Here is a 14296-nt window from a genome sequence, read left to right as displayed (position 1 = left end):
CCCGGCTTCCGGCTTCCGGAGAGCACCGCGCCCCCGGGGCCCGCCTCGACGAGGGGCCCCGGGGGCGCGGTGCCTGACCGGCTGTCAGGCTCCGGACGCGTCCAGCATCGCCGCGCGCTCGACGACCTTGATGCGCTCACGGCCCTGCTCGGCTCCGAGCGCCTGCTCGTGGGCGTCCAGGCGGTGCCAGCCCTCCTTGGTGGTGTACCGGACACCGCGCTGCTCCAGGAAGTCCACGACCGCGTCGGGTCCGGGCTGCTCGGGGACCGGCAGCCGTCCGGCGGCGTGGTCCTCCAGCAGGCAGGCCACGGTCTCGTTCGCGTCGCCCTTGGTGTGTCCGATCAGGCCGATCGGACCGCGCTTGATCCACCCGGTGACGTACACCGAGGGCATCGGCTCGTCACCGGTCAGCACCCGCCCGGCCGCGTGCGGGACGGTGCCGGAGACCACGTCGAACGGCAGCTTCGGGAGCTCCTCCGAGTAGTAGCCGACCGCGCGGTAGACGCTCTGCACGTCCCAGTCCGTGTGGCGCCCCGTGCCCTTGACGTTGCCCGTGCCGTCCAGCTCCGTACGCTCGGTCCGCAGGGCGACGACGCGGCCGTCCTCGCCGACGACCTCCACCGGGGACTCGAAGAAGTGCAGGAACAGCTTGTGCGGGCGCTCGCCCACGTCCCGGATCGCCCACTTCTCGAGCGTCGAGGCCACCATGTTGGCCTGCTTGTTCTCCCGCCGGGTCGCGATCGAGCCCTCGTCGTAGTCGATGTCCTCGGGGTTGACGATGACCTCGATGTTCGGCGAGTGGTCCAGCTCGCGCAGCTCCATCGGGCTGAACTTCGCCTGGGCCGGCCCGCGCCGTCCGAAGACGTGCACCTCCAGCGCCTTGTTCGCCTTGAGCCCGTCGTGGACGTTCGCGGGGATCTCGGTCGGGAGCAGTTCGTCCGCCGTCTTGGCGAGGATGCGCGCCACGTCCAGGGCCACGTTGCCGACGCCCAGCACGGCGACCTTCTCCGCCTCCAGCGGCCAGGTGCGCGGGACCTCCGGGTGCCCGTCGTACCAGGCGACGAAGTCGGCCGCGCCGTAGGAGCCCTCGAGCTCTATGCCGGGTATGTCGAGGGCGCGGTCGGCGTCGGCGCCGGTGGAGAAGATCACTGCGTCGTAGAAGGACCGCAGGTCGTCCAGGCCGATGTCGCCCGGGTAGTCGACGTTGCCGAACAGCCGCAGCTGCGGCTTGTCCAGGACCTGGTGCAGAGCCTTGACGATGCCCTTGATCCGCGGGTGGTCCGGAGCCACTCCGTACCGGATCAGGCCGAAGGGAGCGGGCATGCGCTCGAACAGGTCGATCGATACGCCCGGCTCCTGGGCGGCCTCGGACTTGAGAAGCGCGTCCGCTGCGTAGATTCCGGCGGGACCGGCTCCGACGATGGCGACGCGGACGGGGCGTGTCATGGAGTGTTGTTCCTTAGGGCGGACGAGCAAGGGCAGAGTGCAGCGGGGTAAGGCTTGGCTTACTCCGCTGCCCCCACGGTACGGCCTGCGCCCGCAGACTCACGGGGCGGGGCGGGTGGATATTTCGGAAATAAATGGACGTATCGCCCTGTAATGGACTGGATTCCCCGGGCGGATCCGGCGTCGGCCGTCTCACGCGTGTCCGGGGAATGAGACGGCGAGTGGTGGGCAGGCTGTACGCCGGTGTCCCTGCAGGCTCCCTGACCACGGCGGAGCCATGATGGGCACACGACCGCAGCACTCCGACGAGAGGACATGTGCCATGCCGATCGAGGGCGAGTACGAGCCGAGCCCGACGACGTGGGTCCGTGAGCAGGTCGAGCTCATCGAGAGCTCCGGCGGTACGCAGGGGACCACCCTGCGCGGCATGCCCGTCATCCTTCTGACGACGCGCGGAGCCAAGAGCGGCAAGCTCCGCAAGACCCCGCTCATGCGGGTCGAGCACGACGGGGAGTACGCCGTGGTCGCCTCGCTCGGCGGGGCCCCCAAGCATCCCGTCTGGTACTACAACGTGCAGGCCGACCCGCGGGTGGAGCTGCGGGACGGGACGACGCTCCGCGACATGGTCGCCCGCGAGGTCACGGGCGAGGAGAAGGCTCTTTGGTGGGGCCGGGCCGTGGAGGCGTTCCCCGACTACGCCGACTACCAGACCAAGACCGACCGGGAGATCCCGGTCTTCGTGCTCTCCGCAGCCCCGAAGGCCTGAGGCCGCAGCCAGGGGCGGACCGGCCGGAGCATGCGGGGGAAGCACCTACCCGGGGCCGGTCCGCTACCAGGCGAGCCCGTCGACCGCGGAGGCGATCCGGTCGCGGTCCCAGGCTCCGTCGGCCACCAGCACCCGGTAGCGGCGGGTCAGGGTCGCCCCCGGGGCGAGCGGAAGCTCCTGGTGGAAGGCGAGGGACGGAGCGACAGCCGCGAAGGGGGAACTGCGCACGAACCAGTGGGCCGGATGCGTGCCGTCCGCGCCGGTGTGGTCGTTCTCGGGGGAGTGGACGAAGACCAGCGTCGCGTGCCCGTCCGTCCCGTCGTGCTCACCGCTGTACGCGAGCCAGGGCGCCTGCTGCCCCATCATCTCCGGCCCCTCGGCGTCCGGGGCGATGATCCGTCCGTCCCGGAAGGCGCGCGGCCCGCGCCAGAACAGGCCGGTGTACCCCGCGGCCGGCCGGCCGTGCGTCGTCGGACTGCCGAACCGCAGCGGCTCCCCGCGCCGGTTGGTGACCGCGGACGACCACGTCAGCGCCCAGCTGCCGGTCACGGCATCGACATCGTGCACCTCGACACGGCGGATCTCCTCGGCCCAGAGCTCCCCGTCGTACGGATGCCACGTCAGCCGTTCCGAGAAGCTGACCCCGTCGTCGCGCACCGACACCTCGTCGAAACCGGTGTGCGCCATGGACCCGACGCGTTCCGGCAGGGCGAGATACCCCTCGCCGTGCACATAGCTGTTGCCGCCCCACAGATTCGCGCCCGACAGGTGCGAGGCGGTCATCTGCAGACCCTTGTGCCAGCGGTGGTCGTTGGGCCGGTACCCGGTCACCACGTGCCCGGACAGTGTGCGCAGAGGGTGGATGTAAGGCTTCGGGGACTCCCAGGCGTCCTCGGCCCGGTAGACGTAGCGCAGCAGTTCCACTCCGCTCCCGGTCGCGGTGACGGAGAGGTGGTCGCCGTGCCGGTGGGTGAGCTCCACGGCCCGGGTCATGCCGGGACCTCCGCAGGCTGTTCCCGGCTTTCCGGTGCCCAGCCGGGGGCACCGCCGTGCAGCGCGCCGTAGTACGGATCGCCGGGCCCGATCCCGCCCGCCCGTACGGTGGACCCCGTGAAGGCCGCCCTGTACAGCGCGGCGACCAGTTCGAGGCTCTTGCGGCCGTCCGCGCCGCTGCTCCGCGGCCGGCGTCCGGCCCGCAGGTCCGCCAGCAGACCCTTCAGCTGAGCCTCGTGCGAGCTGGGCACATCAGGCCCGAAGTCCCGCCAGGCGTCGGCCTCTTCGGACGTGACTCCGGGGGCCGGTGTGATCCTCCAGTCCGCGTTGCGATGCCCGTACAGATGGGTGAGCTCGACGGTCGCCCGCTCGCAGTCGATCCGGATCCGGCTGACCTCGTCCGGGCTGAGCACGCTGTTCACCACGGTGGCCATCGCACCGTTCTCGAAACGGATGAGCGCGGTGGAGACGTCCTCCGTCTCGACGTCGTGCACCAGCCGCCCCGCCATCGCGCGGATCTCCGCCCACGGGCCCAGCAGGTCGAGCAGCAGATCCATCTGATGGATGCCGTGCCCCATCGTGGGACCGCCGCCCTCGCTGCTCCACGTGCCACGCCAGGGAGCGGAGTAGTACGCCGCGTCCCTGAACCAGGTCGTCTGGCAGTGGGCCACCAGCGGCCGGCCCATGGCCCGTCCGGCGAGCAGTTCCCGGACGTGCCGGGCTCCCGAGCCGAAGCGGTGCTGGAACACGATCGCCGCGTACGGGCCGTCACCGTCAGGGCCCTCGGCCGCCTCGATCGCGTCGAAGTCCTCCAGTGACGGGCAGGGCGGCTTCTCGCACCACACCCACGCCCCGGCGCGCAGCGCGGCCACGGTCTGGTCGCGGTGGAAGCGGGGCGGGGTCGCGAGGGTGACCAGGTCCGGGCGCTGCTCGGCGAGCATGAGACCGAGGTCGGTGTACGGGTGTGCGATCCCCGCATCGGTGCAGAACGCCGCGACCGACGCCTCGTCGACATCGACCGCGGCGACGATCTCCAGGGGCTCCCCGGCGGCGAGTGCGGTCAGCGCGGGCAGATGACTGCCACGCGCGATCGCACCCGTACCGACGATCGCGACCCGCACCGGCTCCCGGTGCGAAGGATTGCTGGCCGTGACAAACACCCCTTCGGCTGGAAAGACAGAGGCGCCCACCTGACAGCAAGCGCTTTCTCCCGGGAAACCTAGGCTCCGGCGGGAGGCGGGTCAAGGGGTCCGGGCCGCGCGCGTCCGTCAGGCCTTCAGCAGCCGCGGCAGTCGCCTGAGCTGGACGGCATGCTGGAACGGGCCGCCGCCCTCATGGTCGTTGAAGTCGTACACCTCTATCTCCTTGTCGGCGTGTGCGTACGCGTTGTACGCCGCGAACACGGTGGACGGCGGGCAGGTCAGGTCCTCCATGGCCACGGAGAACAGCGCGGGTGCCCGCCCCCGTGCCGCGAAGTGCACCCCGTCGAAGTAGGCCAGTGTCCTCTCCGTCTGCTCGGCCCGGCCCCGGTGCGTCTTGAGGTAGTCGCCGATCTCGCGGTATGGCTTGCGGTCGGTCATCCGGGTCGCGCGGGGGAAGTCGCAGAGGAACGGCACGTCCGGCGCGACGGCCGCCAGGTCGGGCACCAGGCCGCCGGCCGCGAGGGCGAGACCGCCGCCCTGGCTCGCGCCGATCGCGGCGGTCCGGGACGCGTCGGCCAGCGGGTGCGAGCGTGCCGCCTCCACCGCGCGCACCGCGTCCGTGATCACCCTGCGGTAGTAGTACGTACTCGGGTCCTCGATGCCCTGTGTCATGAATCCGGGCAGCGAGGGGCCGGAGCCGACGGGGTCGGCGGTGTCGCCCGGGGCCCAGCCGCTGCCCTGGCCGCGGGTGTCCATCACGAAGTGGGCCATTCCGGCCGAGGCCCAGAGCAGGTGCGCGTGGGGCAGGCTGCGCCCTCCGCCGTACCCGATGAACTCCACGACCACCGGCAGGGGTTCGGTGGTCCCCGCGGGGAGGACGAACCAGCCCTTGACGGGGTGGCCGCCGAAGCCGGCGAACGTCACGTCGTACACGTCGACCGTGACGAGGCCCGTGCCGGCGCGCAGCTCGAAGCGGGCGTCCAGATCGTGGGTTCTCGCCTCGTCGAGCGTGGCGGACCAGAATGCGTCGAAGTCCTCGGGCTCCACCGACCGGCTGCGGTAGGCGTGCAGTTCATCGAGAGGCAGGTCGAAGAGGGCCATGCGGAACCGCCTTGAGTCATCAGGTGAATGAATGGTCACACCGTACGACGGTCGGCCCGAACGTCAACCGCCTCTCACATCGCGGGAAAAAGCGTTGCCGGTCCGGTCCGCCCCTGCGAGGCTGCCGGAATGTCCGACACCGAAACCCGCACTTCGCGCCAGGTTGCCGCACTCTTCTCGGGCGGGCGCCTGACGGCGATCCCCCGGAGGCCCGTCCGCCGAGAGCAGCTGCTGGAGCACCTCGCGCACACGCTCTTCGAGCGGGACCGCGTCTACACGGAGCGCGAGGTCAACGACGCTCTGCTCACGGTGCACGAGGACTGCTCCGCCCTGCGCAGGTACCTCGTCGTCGCCGGCCTGCTGGAGCGGCCCAGGGACGGCAGCAGCTACCGGCGCGGGCGGTGACCGGCGGGTCGCCCGGGCCGGTTTCATGAGACGCGACGGGGCAGGCCCAAGGTGCCTGCCCGGCTCGGCCGCTGCGTCGTCTGCCCGCGAACGGGGCTTCGGTGCAGGTCAGTTGAGGGTGTCGGGGTCGGGGCCCGTGCGCATGCCGCGGTCCAGGCCTCCGATCACCTCCATGTCGGCGGCCGAGAGCTCGAAGTCGAAGACGTCGATGTTCTGCCGGATGCGCGCGGGGGCGACCGACTTCGGGATCACGACGTTGCCGAGCTGGAGGTGCCAGCGCAGAACCACCTGGGCCGGCGTCTTTCCGTGGTGCCCGGCGAGGGAGAGCAGCGCCCCGTCGTCCAGCAGCGCGCCCTGGGCCAGCGGGCTCCATGCCTCGGTGGCGATGCCGTGCTCGGTGTGCACCGCGCGCAGTTCGCTCTGCTGGAGCCCGGGGTGCAGCTCGATCTGGTTGACGGCGGGGGCGAGCGAGCTCTCCTCCCGCAGCCGGCGCAGGTGCGCGGGCTGGAAGTTCGACACACCGGCGGCCCGGATCCGGCCGTCGGCCACCAGCTTCTCCAGGGCACGCCAGGTCTCGGTGTAGAGGTCGCGGGCCGGAGTGGGCCAGTGGATGAGGTAGAGGTCCACATGGTCGAGGCCGAGCAGGGCCAGGCTCGCGTCGAAGGCGGCGAGCGTGGAGTCGTACCCCTGGTCCGCGTTCCAGAGCTTCGTCGTGACGAACAGCTCCTCGCGGGGAAGTCCCGCCTCGGCCAGCGCGCGGCCCACGCCCGCCTCGTTGCCGTAGACGGCGGCGGTGTCGATGGAGCGGTAACCCGCTTCCAGGGCGCTGGTGACCGCGGCGGTGGTCTCGTCGGGGACCTGGAAGACACCGAAACCGAGCTGCGGAATCGTGACGCCGTTGTTGAGCGTGACGGTGGGGACCGTGGGCATGGTGATACCTCTCGTGGGGTCGGACCGGGCGGATCCGCGTACGATGATTACTTGCGTAGACAATAATTGCGCACGCGGGTTAATTGCAAACGCAGGTAAAGGTGCCAACAAAGGTGCCAACAAAGGGGCTCTCCCGGCGCAGAGGGGCCACCCGGTGTCGTGTCGCGCTCGCGCACCGACGTGGCGATGCCCCCGAAGGCCCGGCCGTCAGCGGTCGCGGCAGGAGCCCCGGGCGGGTGCGTGAGGGCCGCGGGCGGCCGGATTGTGGTGATGTGCTGAACTGTCCGGGAAACAGCGGACACAGGAGTTCCCTTGAGCAGCTATCGTCAGCCCGGCATCGTCTTCACCGACCGACGGTTCACCGTCCCGCTCGACCACGGCGATCCGGGCGGCGAGACGATCGAGATCTTCGGCCGCGAGGCCGTGGCGAGCGACAGAGCCGCAGACCAGCTGCCCTGGCTGGTCTATCTGGAAGGCGGACCCGGCTTCGGCGCCCGCCGTTTCGTCGGTGCGGAGGCGTGGCTGGGGCGGGCGGTACGGGAGTTCCGCGTGCTGCTGCTGGACCAGCGCGGCACCGGCCTGTCCACTCCTGTCAACCGGCAGACCCTGCCGGCGCGCGGCGGCCCGAGCGCGCAGGCCGACCACCTCGCCCACTTCCGCTCCGACAGCATCGTCCGTGACTGCGAACTGATCCGCCCCCAGCTCACCGATGGCGCGCCCTGGACCGTCCTGGGGCAGTCCTTCGGCGGCTTCTGCGCCGTCCGCTATCTGTCGGCCGCCCCGGAAGGGCTCGAAGCCGTCCTGATCACCGGCGGCCTGCCCTCCCTGGACGCGCACGCCGACGACGTCTACAGGGCCGCGTATCCGCGCATCGAGCGGAAGGTCGCCGCGCACTACGCCCGCTACCCGCAGGACGTCGCCCGTGCCCGCGCGATTGCCGCGTACCTCGCCGAGCACCGCCCGGACAGCGCCGGGCACACGCTGACACCCGAGGGATTCCAGTCCCTCGGCATCATGCTGGGCGGCGGCAGCGGCAGTCACCAGCTCCACTACCTTCTGGAGAACGCGTTCGTCGAAGGCCCGCACGGGGCCGAGCTCTCCGACGCCTTCCAGGAGGCCATGCGGACCGCCACCTCGTTCGCGGGTCACCCGCTCTACGCCCTCGTGCACGAGGCGATCTACGGCCAGGGCGCGCAGCCCACGGACTGGGCGGCCGAACGCGTACGCGCCGAGTTCCCGCAGTTCGACGCCGCCACCGCACTGGCCGGAGAGGGCCCCGTGCTCTTCACCGGGGAGAGCATCCACCCCTGGCACTTCGAGGTCGACCCCGCGCTGCGCCCCCTGCGCGAGACGGCGGAGCTGCTCGCCGCCCGGACGGACTGGCCCGCCCTGTACGACGCCGAGCGGCTCGCGGCCAACGAGGTTCCGGTGGCCGCCGCCGTCTACCACGACGACATGTACGTGGACACCGGCCACGCACTGCGTACCGCCTCCTCGATCCACGGCCTGCGTACATGGGTCACCAGCGAGTACGAGCACGACGGCTTGCGTGCGGGCGGCTCCCACGTCCTGGACCGGCTGCTCGCCCTCGTGCGGGGCGAGAGCGACCGCTAGCCGTATCGAGCCGTCAGCCCTGGAGGGCGTCGAGCGTGGCGTCCAGGCCGGCCGCGGACTGCGGCGCGCGGTTGTACGGGAGCTTCGCGAGGGCGGCGGCCATGCCGCACGTGTTGCTCACCGCGGAGTAGACGAGACCGGCGCCGATGCCTGCCGAGAGCCACCGCGCCGCCGGCAGACGCCGGCCCGCCACCAGGCCGGCCACCACGAGGGAACCGGCGGCGAGGCGCACCTGGCGCTCCATCGGCCAGGTCGCCCGGGCTCCCACCGGACGGTCCAGTCCGTGTCCGTCGCCCTCCCATGCGGAGGTCCCGCCGGACAGGGTGGCGGCCTGGATGTCTGCGTCGGCGAGGATCTCGCACGCCCTGGTGGACCGCACACCGGAGGCGCACACCACGAGCAGTGAGCCGCGTGCGGAGGCCGACTTCAGGGCCGGCACCGCCTCCGGGAGCCGGTCGAGCGGAATGTTCAGGGCGCCGGGCACGTGCCCGGCGGCGTACTCGCCGGGAGCCCGTACGTCGATGACGGTGAAGTCCTCCAGCCTGGCTGCGGCCTCGGAGGGGGTGAGGGATGCGGGGCTGATCACGAGCGGGGGTTCCTTTCGGTCGCCGGAGCGGAAGCGGTCCGGGGTCATGTTCACCTCGGCGCCCTGGACACGATGATACCCGTAGGGGTATAGCGCTCCGGTGCGGCGCGGCTGGTGGTCATACGGGCACGTCCGACCGGAGCAACTCCTTGCTCCCTGCCCCGAGCCGCTTCCGGAATGCACGCATCCGCCTACCTCCGCCGAATAACCTGCCGGATATGACACAGCAGCTGGAACCCATGCCCACGGACTGGCGCCGTGCGCTGGCGGTGGTGGCCCACCCCGACGACCTGGAGTACGGCTGTGCCGCCGCCGTGGCCGGCTGGACCGACGAGGGGCGTGAGGTCACCTACCTCCTCGCGACCCGTGGTGAGGCGGGGATCGACACGATCGCCCCCGATGTCTGCGCGCCGCTGCGGGAGCGGGAGCAGCGGGACAGTGCCGCTGTCGTCGGCGTCGCCTCGGTGGAGTTCCTCGATCACCGGGACGGTGTCATCGAGTACGGCACCGCGCTGCGTCGTGACATCGCCGCCGCCATCCGCCGCCACCGGCCCGAACTGCTCATCACTCTCAACCACCGCGACACCTGGGGCGGCGCCGCCTGGAACACGCCGGACCACCGCGCGGTCGGCCGTGCCACCCTGGACGCCGCGGGCGACGCGGGAAACCGCTGGATCTTCCCCGAACTGCGTGAGCGGGGGCTGGAACCGTGGGACGGGGTGCGCTGGGTCGCCGTGGCCGGTACCGACCGGCCCACCCACGCGGTCGACGCCACCCCGGGCTTCGAGCGTTCCGTCCGGTCGCTGCTGGCCCACCGGACCTACATCGAGGTGCTGACGGATGAGGACCCGGAGGCGTACTGCCGGGCGTTCCTCGCCGGCGCCACCGGGGCGGCCGCCGAGCGCTTCGGCGGCCGCCCGGCCGTCACCTTCGAGGTCTTCGCCCGCTGACCCGTCCGCGTCGGACCGCCGTGCATCTGATTGACAAACGGCATTGCTGATTCTGCAATGGATGTCATGAAGGAACAGAACCACGACGACCCGGAACTCGACGCCGTACTCACCGGGGTCGGCCCGAGGCTCCGGCGGCTGCGCAAGGACCGGGGCGTGACGCTCGCAGGGCTTTCGGAGGTCACCGGAATCTCCGTCTCCACCCTGTCCCGCCTCGAATCCGGCGGCCGGCGCCCCAGTCTCGAACTGCTGCTCCCCATCGCCAGGGCCCATGAGGTGCCGCTCGACGATCTGGTGGGGGCCCCACCGGTCGGCGATCCGAGGGTCAAGGCGAAGCCCATCGTGCACGGGGCGAAGACCTCCCTGCCGCTCACCGCCCGGCCGGGGGGTCTCCAGGCGTACAAGGTCGTGCAGGAGGCGTCCTGCACCGAGGCGCCCGAGCAGCGCACCCACGAGGGTTACGAGTGGCTGTACGTGCTCAGCGGCCGGCTGCGGCTCAAGCTCGCCGAGCACGACCTGGTCCTGGTCCCCGGAGAGGCCGCCGAATTCGACACCAGGCTCCCGCACTGGTTCGGCCCCGCCGGCGACGAGCCGGTCGAATTCCTCAGCCTGTTCGGGCCGCAGGGGGAGCGGATGCACGTCAGGGCCAAGCCGAAGCGGTCGTGAACGGGCCCGGGGCCGACGCGTGCCAGGTGTTCCCAGAGCGGCAAGCGACCGCTTAGTATGCGGCGGAGCAGTGGTAATGCCGACAGTGTTGTGGAGGCCCCTCATGCAGGCATGGCGAGTGCACCGGAACGGCGAGCCGAGCGAGGTGATGGAGCTCGAGGAGACGGACCGTCCCACCCCCGGGGGCGGGCAGGTACTGCTCAGGGTGCGCGCGGCGAACATCAACTTCCCCGACGCGCTGCTCTGCCGCGGCCAGTATCAGGTGAGGCCCCCGCTGCCCTTCACCCCCGGTGTGGAGATCTGCGGCGAGACGGAGGACGGACGCCGGGTGCTGGCCACCCCCGCGCTCCCGGAGGGCGGCTTCGCCGAGTACGTCGTCGCGGAGGAGGCGGCCCTGCTGCCGGCCCCCGACGCCCTCGACGACGCCGAGGCCGCCGCACTGCACATCGGTTACCAGACCGGCTGGTTCGGACTGCACCGGCGCGCACACCTGCGGGCCGGTGAGACGCTGCTGGTGCACGCGGCCGCGGGCGGTGTCGGCAGCGCGGCCGTCCAGCTCGGCAAGGCCGCCGGCGCCACCGTCATCGGGGTCGTCGGCGGACCGGAGAAGGCCGCCATCGCCCGCGAACTCGGCTGCGACCTGGTCATCGACCGCCGCAGCGAGGACATCGTCGCGGTGGTGAAGGAGGCCACCGGCGGACGCGGCGCCGACGTCGTCTACGACCCGGTGGGCGGAGACGCGTACGCCAAGTCCGTCAAGTGCATCGCCTTCGAGGGGCGTGTCGTCGTCGTGGGCTTCGCCAGCGGCTCCATCCCCGCGCCCGGCCTGAACCACGCCCTGGTGAAGAACTACTCGATCGCAGGGCTCCACTGGGGTCTCTACAACACCAAGGACCCCGCCGCCGTCCGCGCCTGCCACGACGAGCTGACCAAGCTGGCGGCACAGGGCGTCATCAAGCCGCTGATCAGTGAGCGTGTCCCCATGGAAGAGGCCGCGCGCGCCGTTCAGCGCGTCGCGGACGGCACCAGCACCGGACGCATCATCGTCCTGCCGTCAGGAGGCGCCCGATGAGCGCAGACCTCGACGCGGCACGGATCCGCAGCCTCACCCAGCAGCTCCTGGCCGCCCACCCGCCGGCCACCACCGGCCGCACCGACTTCCTCAAAGCGCGCTTCGACGCCGGCCTGGCCTGGGTGCACTACCCCGTCGGGCTCGGCGGACTCGACGCGCCGCGCTCCCTCCAGCCCGTGGTCGACGCCGGACTCGCCGCCGCCGGAGCTCCCGACAACGATCCGCGACGCATCGGCATCGGCCTCGGCATGGCCGCGCCGACCCTTCTCGGATTCGGGACCGACGAGCAGAAGCAGCGCTTCCTGCGCCCGCTGTGGGTGGGCGAGGAGGTGTGGTGCCAGCTGTTCAGCGAGCCCGGCGCGGGATCCGACCTCGCCGCGCTCGGCACGCGCGCGGTCAGGGACGGGGGCGACTGGGTGGTCGACGGGCAGAAGGTCTGGACGTCCAGCGCCCACGTGGCCCGCTGGGCGATCCTGATCGCCCGTACGGACCCCGACGTACCCAAGCACCGCGGCATCAGCTACTTCATCTGCGACATGACCGACCCCGGCGTCGAGGTGCGGCCGCTGCGTCAGATCACCGGCGAGGCCGAGTTCAACGAGGTCTTCCTCACCGGCGTACGCATTCCGGACAGCAGGCGCCTCGGTCAGGTGGGCGACGGGTGGAAGGTCGCCCAGACCACCCTGATGAACGAGCGCGTCTCCATCGGCGGAGCCCGCATCCCCCGCGAGGGCGGGATGATCGGCACCGTCGCGAAGACCTGGCGCGAAAAGCCCGCTCTGCGCACCCACGACCTCCACCAGCGGCTCCTCACGCTGTGGGTCGAGGCCGAGGTCGCCCGGCTCACCGGTGAGCGGCTGCGCCAGCAGCTCGTCGCCGGACAGCCGGGCCCCGAAGGCTCCGGCATGAAGCTGGCGTTCGCCCGCCTCAACCAGGAGATCAGCGGGCTCGAGGTGGAACTCCTCGGCGAAGAGGGCCTGTTGTACAGCGACTGGACCATGCGTCGCCCGGAACTCGTCGACTTCACCGGACGCGACGCCGGCTACCGCTATCTGCGGTCCAAGGGCAATTCCATCGAGGGCGGTACGAGCGAGGTCCTGCTCAACATCGTCGCCGAGCGCGTCCTCGGTCTGCCCGTCGAGCCGCGTAACGACAAGGACGTCGCCTGGAAGGACCTCGCCCGATGACCGCACAGACCGAACCCGCACAGGCGCCCGACCTGCTCTACTCACAGGCCGAGGAGGACCTGCGGTCCGCCGTGCGTTCGCTGCTCGCCGACCGGGCCGACGCGCCGACGGTGCTCGCCGGGATCGAGTCCGACACGCCGTACGACCTGCGGCTGTGGGAATCGCTGGCCTCGGGGATCGGAGCTGCCGGACTGCTGGTCCCGGAGGAGCTCGGCGGCCAGGGCGCCACCCACCGCGAAGCCGCCGTGGTCCTGGAGGAGCTGGGCCGCAGCGTCGCCCCGGCGCCCTACCTGACAAGCGCCGTCGTCGCGACCGAGATCCTTCTCGCGCTGGGCGGCGAGGACGGTCCGGCCGTAGAACTCCTCGGTGAGCTGGCCGCGGGGCGCAAGGTCGCCGTGCTCGTCCTGCCGTTCGCGACAGCTCCCGCCGACGGTGCCGCGGCGATGACGGGCACCCTTGAGCGGACCGTGACCGGCGTCGCGGAGGCGGAGGCGGCCGACGTGCTGCTGGTGCCCACGGCGGAGGGCCTGTACGCGGTGGAAGCCGGCGGTGACGGCGTCGCCGTGCAGCCGCTCGTCCCGCTCGATCTCACCCGCCCGCTCGCCACGGTCAGCCTGTCCGGGGCGTCCGGTATCCGGCTCGCGGAGGCGGGCCCCTCGGCCGCGGCCGTGGGGGCGGGGCTTCTCACCGGTGCCGGACTGCTCGCCTCCGAGCAGCTCGGACTGGCCGAGTGGTGCCTGACCGAGACGGTCCGGCACACCCGCGAACGCCACCAGTTCAACAGGCCGGTTGGCTCGTTCCAGTCGCTCAAGCACCGGATGGCCCAGCTCTGGCTGGAGGTCGTCTCCGCGCGCGCCGCCGCCCGCAACGCCGCCGACGCACTGGCGGCCGGCAGCCCGGACGCCCCGCTCGCGGTGGCCGTGGCGCAGGCATACTGCTCCGGGGTCGCCGTGCACGCGGCGGAGGAGTGCGTCCAGCTTCACGGCGGGATCGGAATGACCTGGGAGCACCCCGCGCATCTGTATCTGAAGCGGGCCAAGGCCGACTCGATCGCGTACGGCACCGCGGGACGTCACCGCGATTCCGTGGCCGGGCTGGTGGAGCTTCCGGCTCCGTAGGGCGGGCCACGGGGCGGGGGCGTGTGTGAGCACGCGCCCCCGCCCCGTCGTGCTCCGCGGTGTCCGGAGCGGAGAGCGGGGGAACAGCAGGCGCAGCGCGGCCGACGCGCGGACGACGACCATTCCAACTCTTGGCAGGTACCTGCCTTTATGGGCGTCCGCACCTCCATACTCGTCGCGTTCCCCCGCCCGCTCCGCCCCTACGGCCACCTCAGGGAGACCCCATGGCATACCTGACCCGTCGCAGAGTCGTCACCACAGCCCTCGCCACCGCCGTCGCGGGCGCGTTCATCCCCGCGCAGGAAGCCGAAGCAACGCCC

At 71.6% G+C, this 14296-nt stretch carries 14 protein-coding genes; 8 read left to right on the top strand and 6 right to left on the bottom strand.

What is annotated here, in order from left to right; genetic code table 11:
* Nucleotides 1–84 precede the first annotated feature (84 nt).
* On the bottom strand, nt 85–1446 hold the full coding sequence (locus BFF76_RS13825; RefSeq protein ID WP_065848303.1) for an FAD-dependent oxidoreductase: 1362 nt from the start codon (nt 1444–1446) through the stop codon (nt 85–87).
* A 322-nt stretch (nt 1447–1768) separates the two neighbouring features.
* On the opposite strand from BFF76_RS13825, the gene BFF76_RS13820 reads away from it, so the two are divergent.
* Nucleotides 1769–2212, top strand: coding sequence for a nitroreductase family deazaflavin-dependent oxidoreductase (locus BFF76_RS13820; RefSeq protein ID WP_065848302.1), 444 nt, complete (start codon nt 1769–1771; stop codon nt 2210–2212).
* 63 nt (nt 2213–2275) lie between these two features.
* Here BFF76_RS13820 and BFF76_RS13815 read toward each other — a convergent pair whose 3' ends face one another.
* The 3 genes from BFF76_RS13815 to BFF76_RS13805 form a co-directional block, all read right to left on the bottom strand.
* Nucleotides 2276–3205 (bottom strand): DUF6807 domain-containing protein, encoded by a 930-nt coding sequence (locus BFF76_RS13815; RefSeq protein ID WP_031090105.1) that lies wholly within the window; start codon nt 3203–3205, stop codon nt 2276–2278.
* A complete protein-coding gene (locus BFF76_RS13810) occupies nt 3202–4365 on the bottom strand; it encodes a Gfo/Idh/MocA family protein (protein WP_053928972.1) in 1164 nt (387 codons plus the stop codon). Before BFF76_RS13810 ends, BFF76_RS13815 begins: the two co-directional genes overlap by 4 nt.
* A gap of 108 nt (nt 4366–4473) precedes the next feature.
* The gene (locus BFF76_RS13805) at nt 4474–5448 is read right to left on the bottom strand and encodes an acetylxylan esterase (protein WP_053928973.1); all 975 of its coding nucleotides are present in this window, start codon (nt 5446–5448) and stop codon (nt 4474–4476) included.
* 129 nt (nt 5449–5577) lie between these two features.
* Here BFF76_RS13805 and BFF76_RS13800 point away from each other — a divergent pair, with 129 nt between their 5' ends.
* Complete coding sequence (locus BFF76_RS13800) at nt 5578–5853, top strand: DUF2087 domain-containing protein (protein ID WP_031090111.1); 276 nt, start codon at nt 5578–5580, stop codon at nt 5851–5853.
* Nucleotides 5854–5961: 108 nt separating this feature from the next.
* Here BFF76_RS13800 and BFF76_RS13795 read toward each other — a convergent pair whose 3' ends face one another.
* A complete protein-coding gene (locus BFF76_RS13795) occupies nt 5962–6783 on the bottom strand; it encodes an aldo/keto reductase (RefSeq protein WP_065848301.1) in 822 nt (273 codons plus the stop codon).
* A 312-nt stretch (nt 6784–7095) separates the two neighbouring features.
* On the opposite strand from BFF76_RS13795, the gene BFF76_RS13790 reads away from it, so the two are divergent.
* Complete coding sequence (locus BFF76_RS13790; protein ID WP_031090114.1) at nt 7096–8397, top strand: alpha/beta fold hydrolase; 1302 nt, start codon at nt 7096–7098, stop codon at nt 8395–8397.
* Between the two features lie 13 nt (nt 8398–8410).
* On the opposite strand, the gene BFF76_RS13785 is transcribed toward BFF76_RS13790, so the two are convergent.
* Nucleotides 8411–8983, bottom strand: coding sequence for a rhodanese-like domain-containing protein (locus BFF76_RS13785; protein WP_031090117.1), 573 nt, complete (start codon nt 8981–8983; stop codon nt 8411–8413).
* 218 nt (nt 8984–9201) lie between these two features.
* On the opposite strand from BFF76_RS13785, the gene BFF76_RS13780 reads away from it, so the two are divergent.
* The 5 genes from BFF76_RS13780 to BFF76_RS13760 all read left to right on the top strand — a co-directional run bounded on the left by BFF76_RS13780 (nt 9202) and on the right by BFF76_RS13760 (nt 13976).
* The gene (locus BFF76_RS13780) at nt 9202–9933 is read left to right on the top strand and encodes a PIG-L deacetylase family protein (protein WP_053928976.1); all 732 of its coding nucleotides are present in this window, start codon (nt 9202–9204) and stop codon (nt 9931–9933) included.
* Between the two features lie 66 nt (nt 9934–9999).
* Nucleotides 10000–10599 (top strand): helix-turn-helix domain-containing protein, encoded by a 600-nt coding sequence (locus tag BFF76_RS13775; protein ID WP_065848334.1) that lies wholly within the window; start codon nt 10000–10002, stop codon nt 10597–10599.
* Between the two features lie 103 nt (nt 10600–10702).
* Nucleotides 10703–11671: an NADPH:quinone oxidoreductase family protein gene (locus BFF76_RS13770; RefSeq protein ID WP_031090123.1), complete on the top strand. Its 969-nt coding sequence runs from the start codon at nt 10703–10705 to the stop codon at nt 11669–11671.
* The gene (locus BFF76_RS13765; RefSeq protein WP_031090125.1) at nt 11668–12858 is read left to right on the top strand and encodes an acyl-CoA dehydrogenase family protein; all 1191 of its coding nucleotides are present in this window, start codon (nt 11668–11670) and stop codon (nt 12856–12858) included. Before BFF76_RS13770 ends, BFF76_RS13765 begins: the two co-directional genes overlap by 4 nt.
* Nucleotides 12855–13976: an acyl-CoA dehydrogenase family protein gene (locus tag BFF76_RS13760; RefSeq protein ID WP_031090127.1), complete on the top strand. Its 1122-nt coding sequence runs from the start codon at nt 12855–12857 to the stop codon at nt 13974–13976. Before BFF76_RS13765 ends, BFF76_RS13760 begins: the two co-directional genes overlap by 4 nt.
* Nucleotides 13977–14296: the final 320 nt, after the last annotated feature.

Origin of the sequence: Streptomyces mutomycini, from assembly GCF_001700505.1 — a bacterium.
Classification (GTDB): Bacteria; Actinomycetota; Actinomycetes; order Streptomycetales; family Streptomycetaceae; genus Streptomyces; species Streptomyces mutomycini.
The sequence above is the reverse complement of the archived record's forward strand: the minus strand, read 5'-3'. Positions and strand labels throughout refer to the sequence as shown.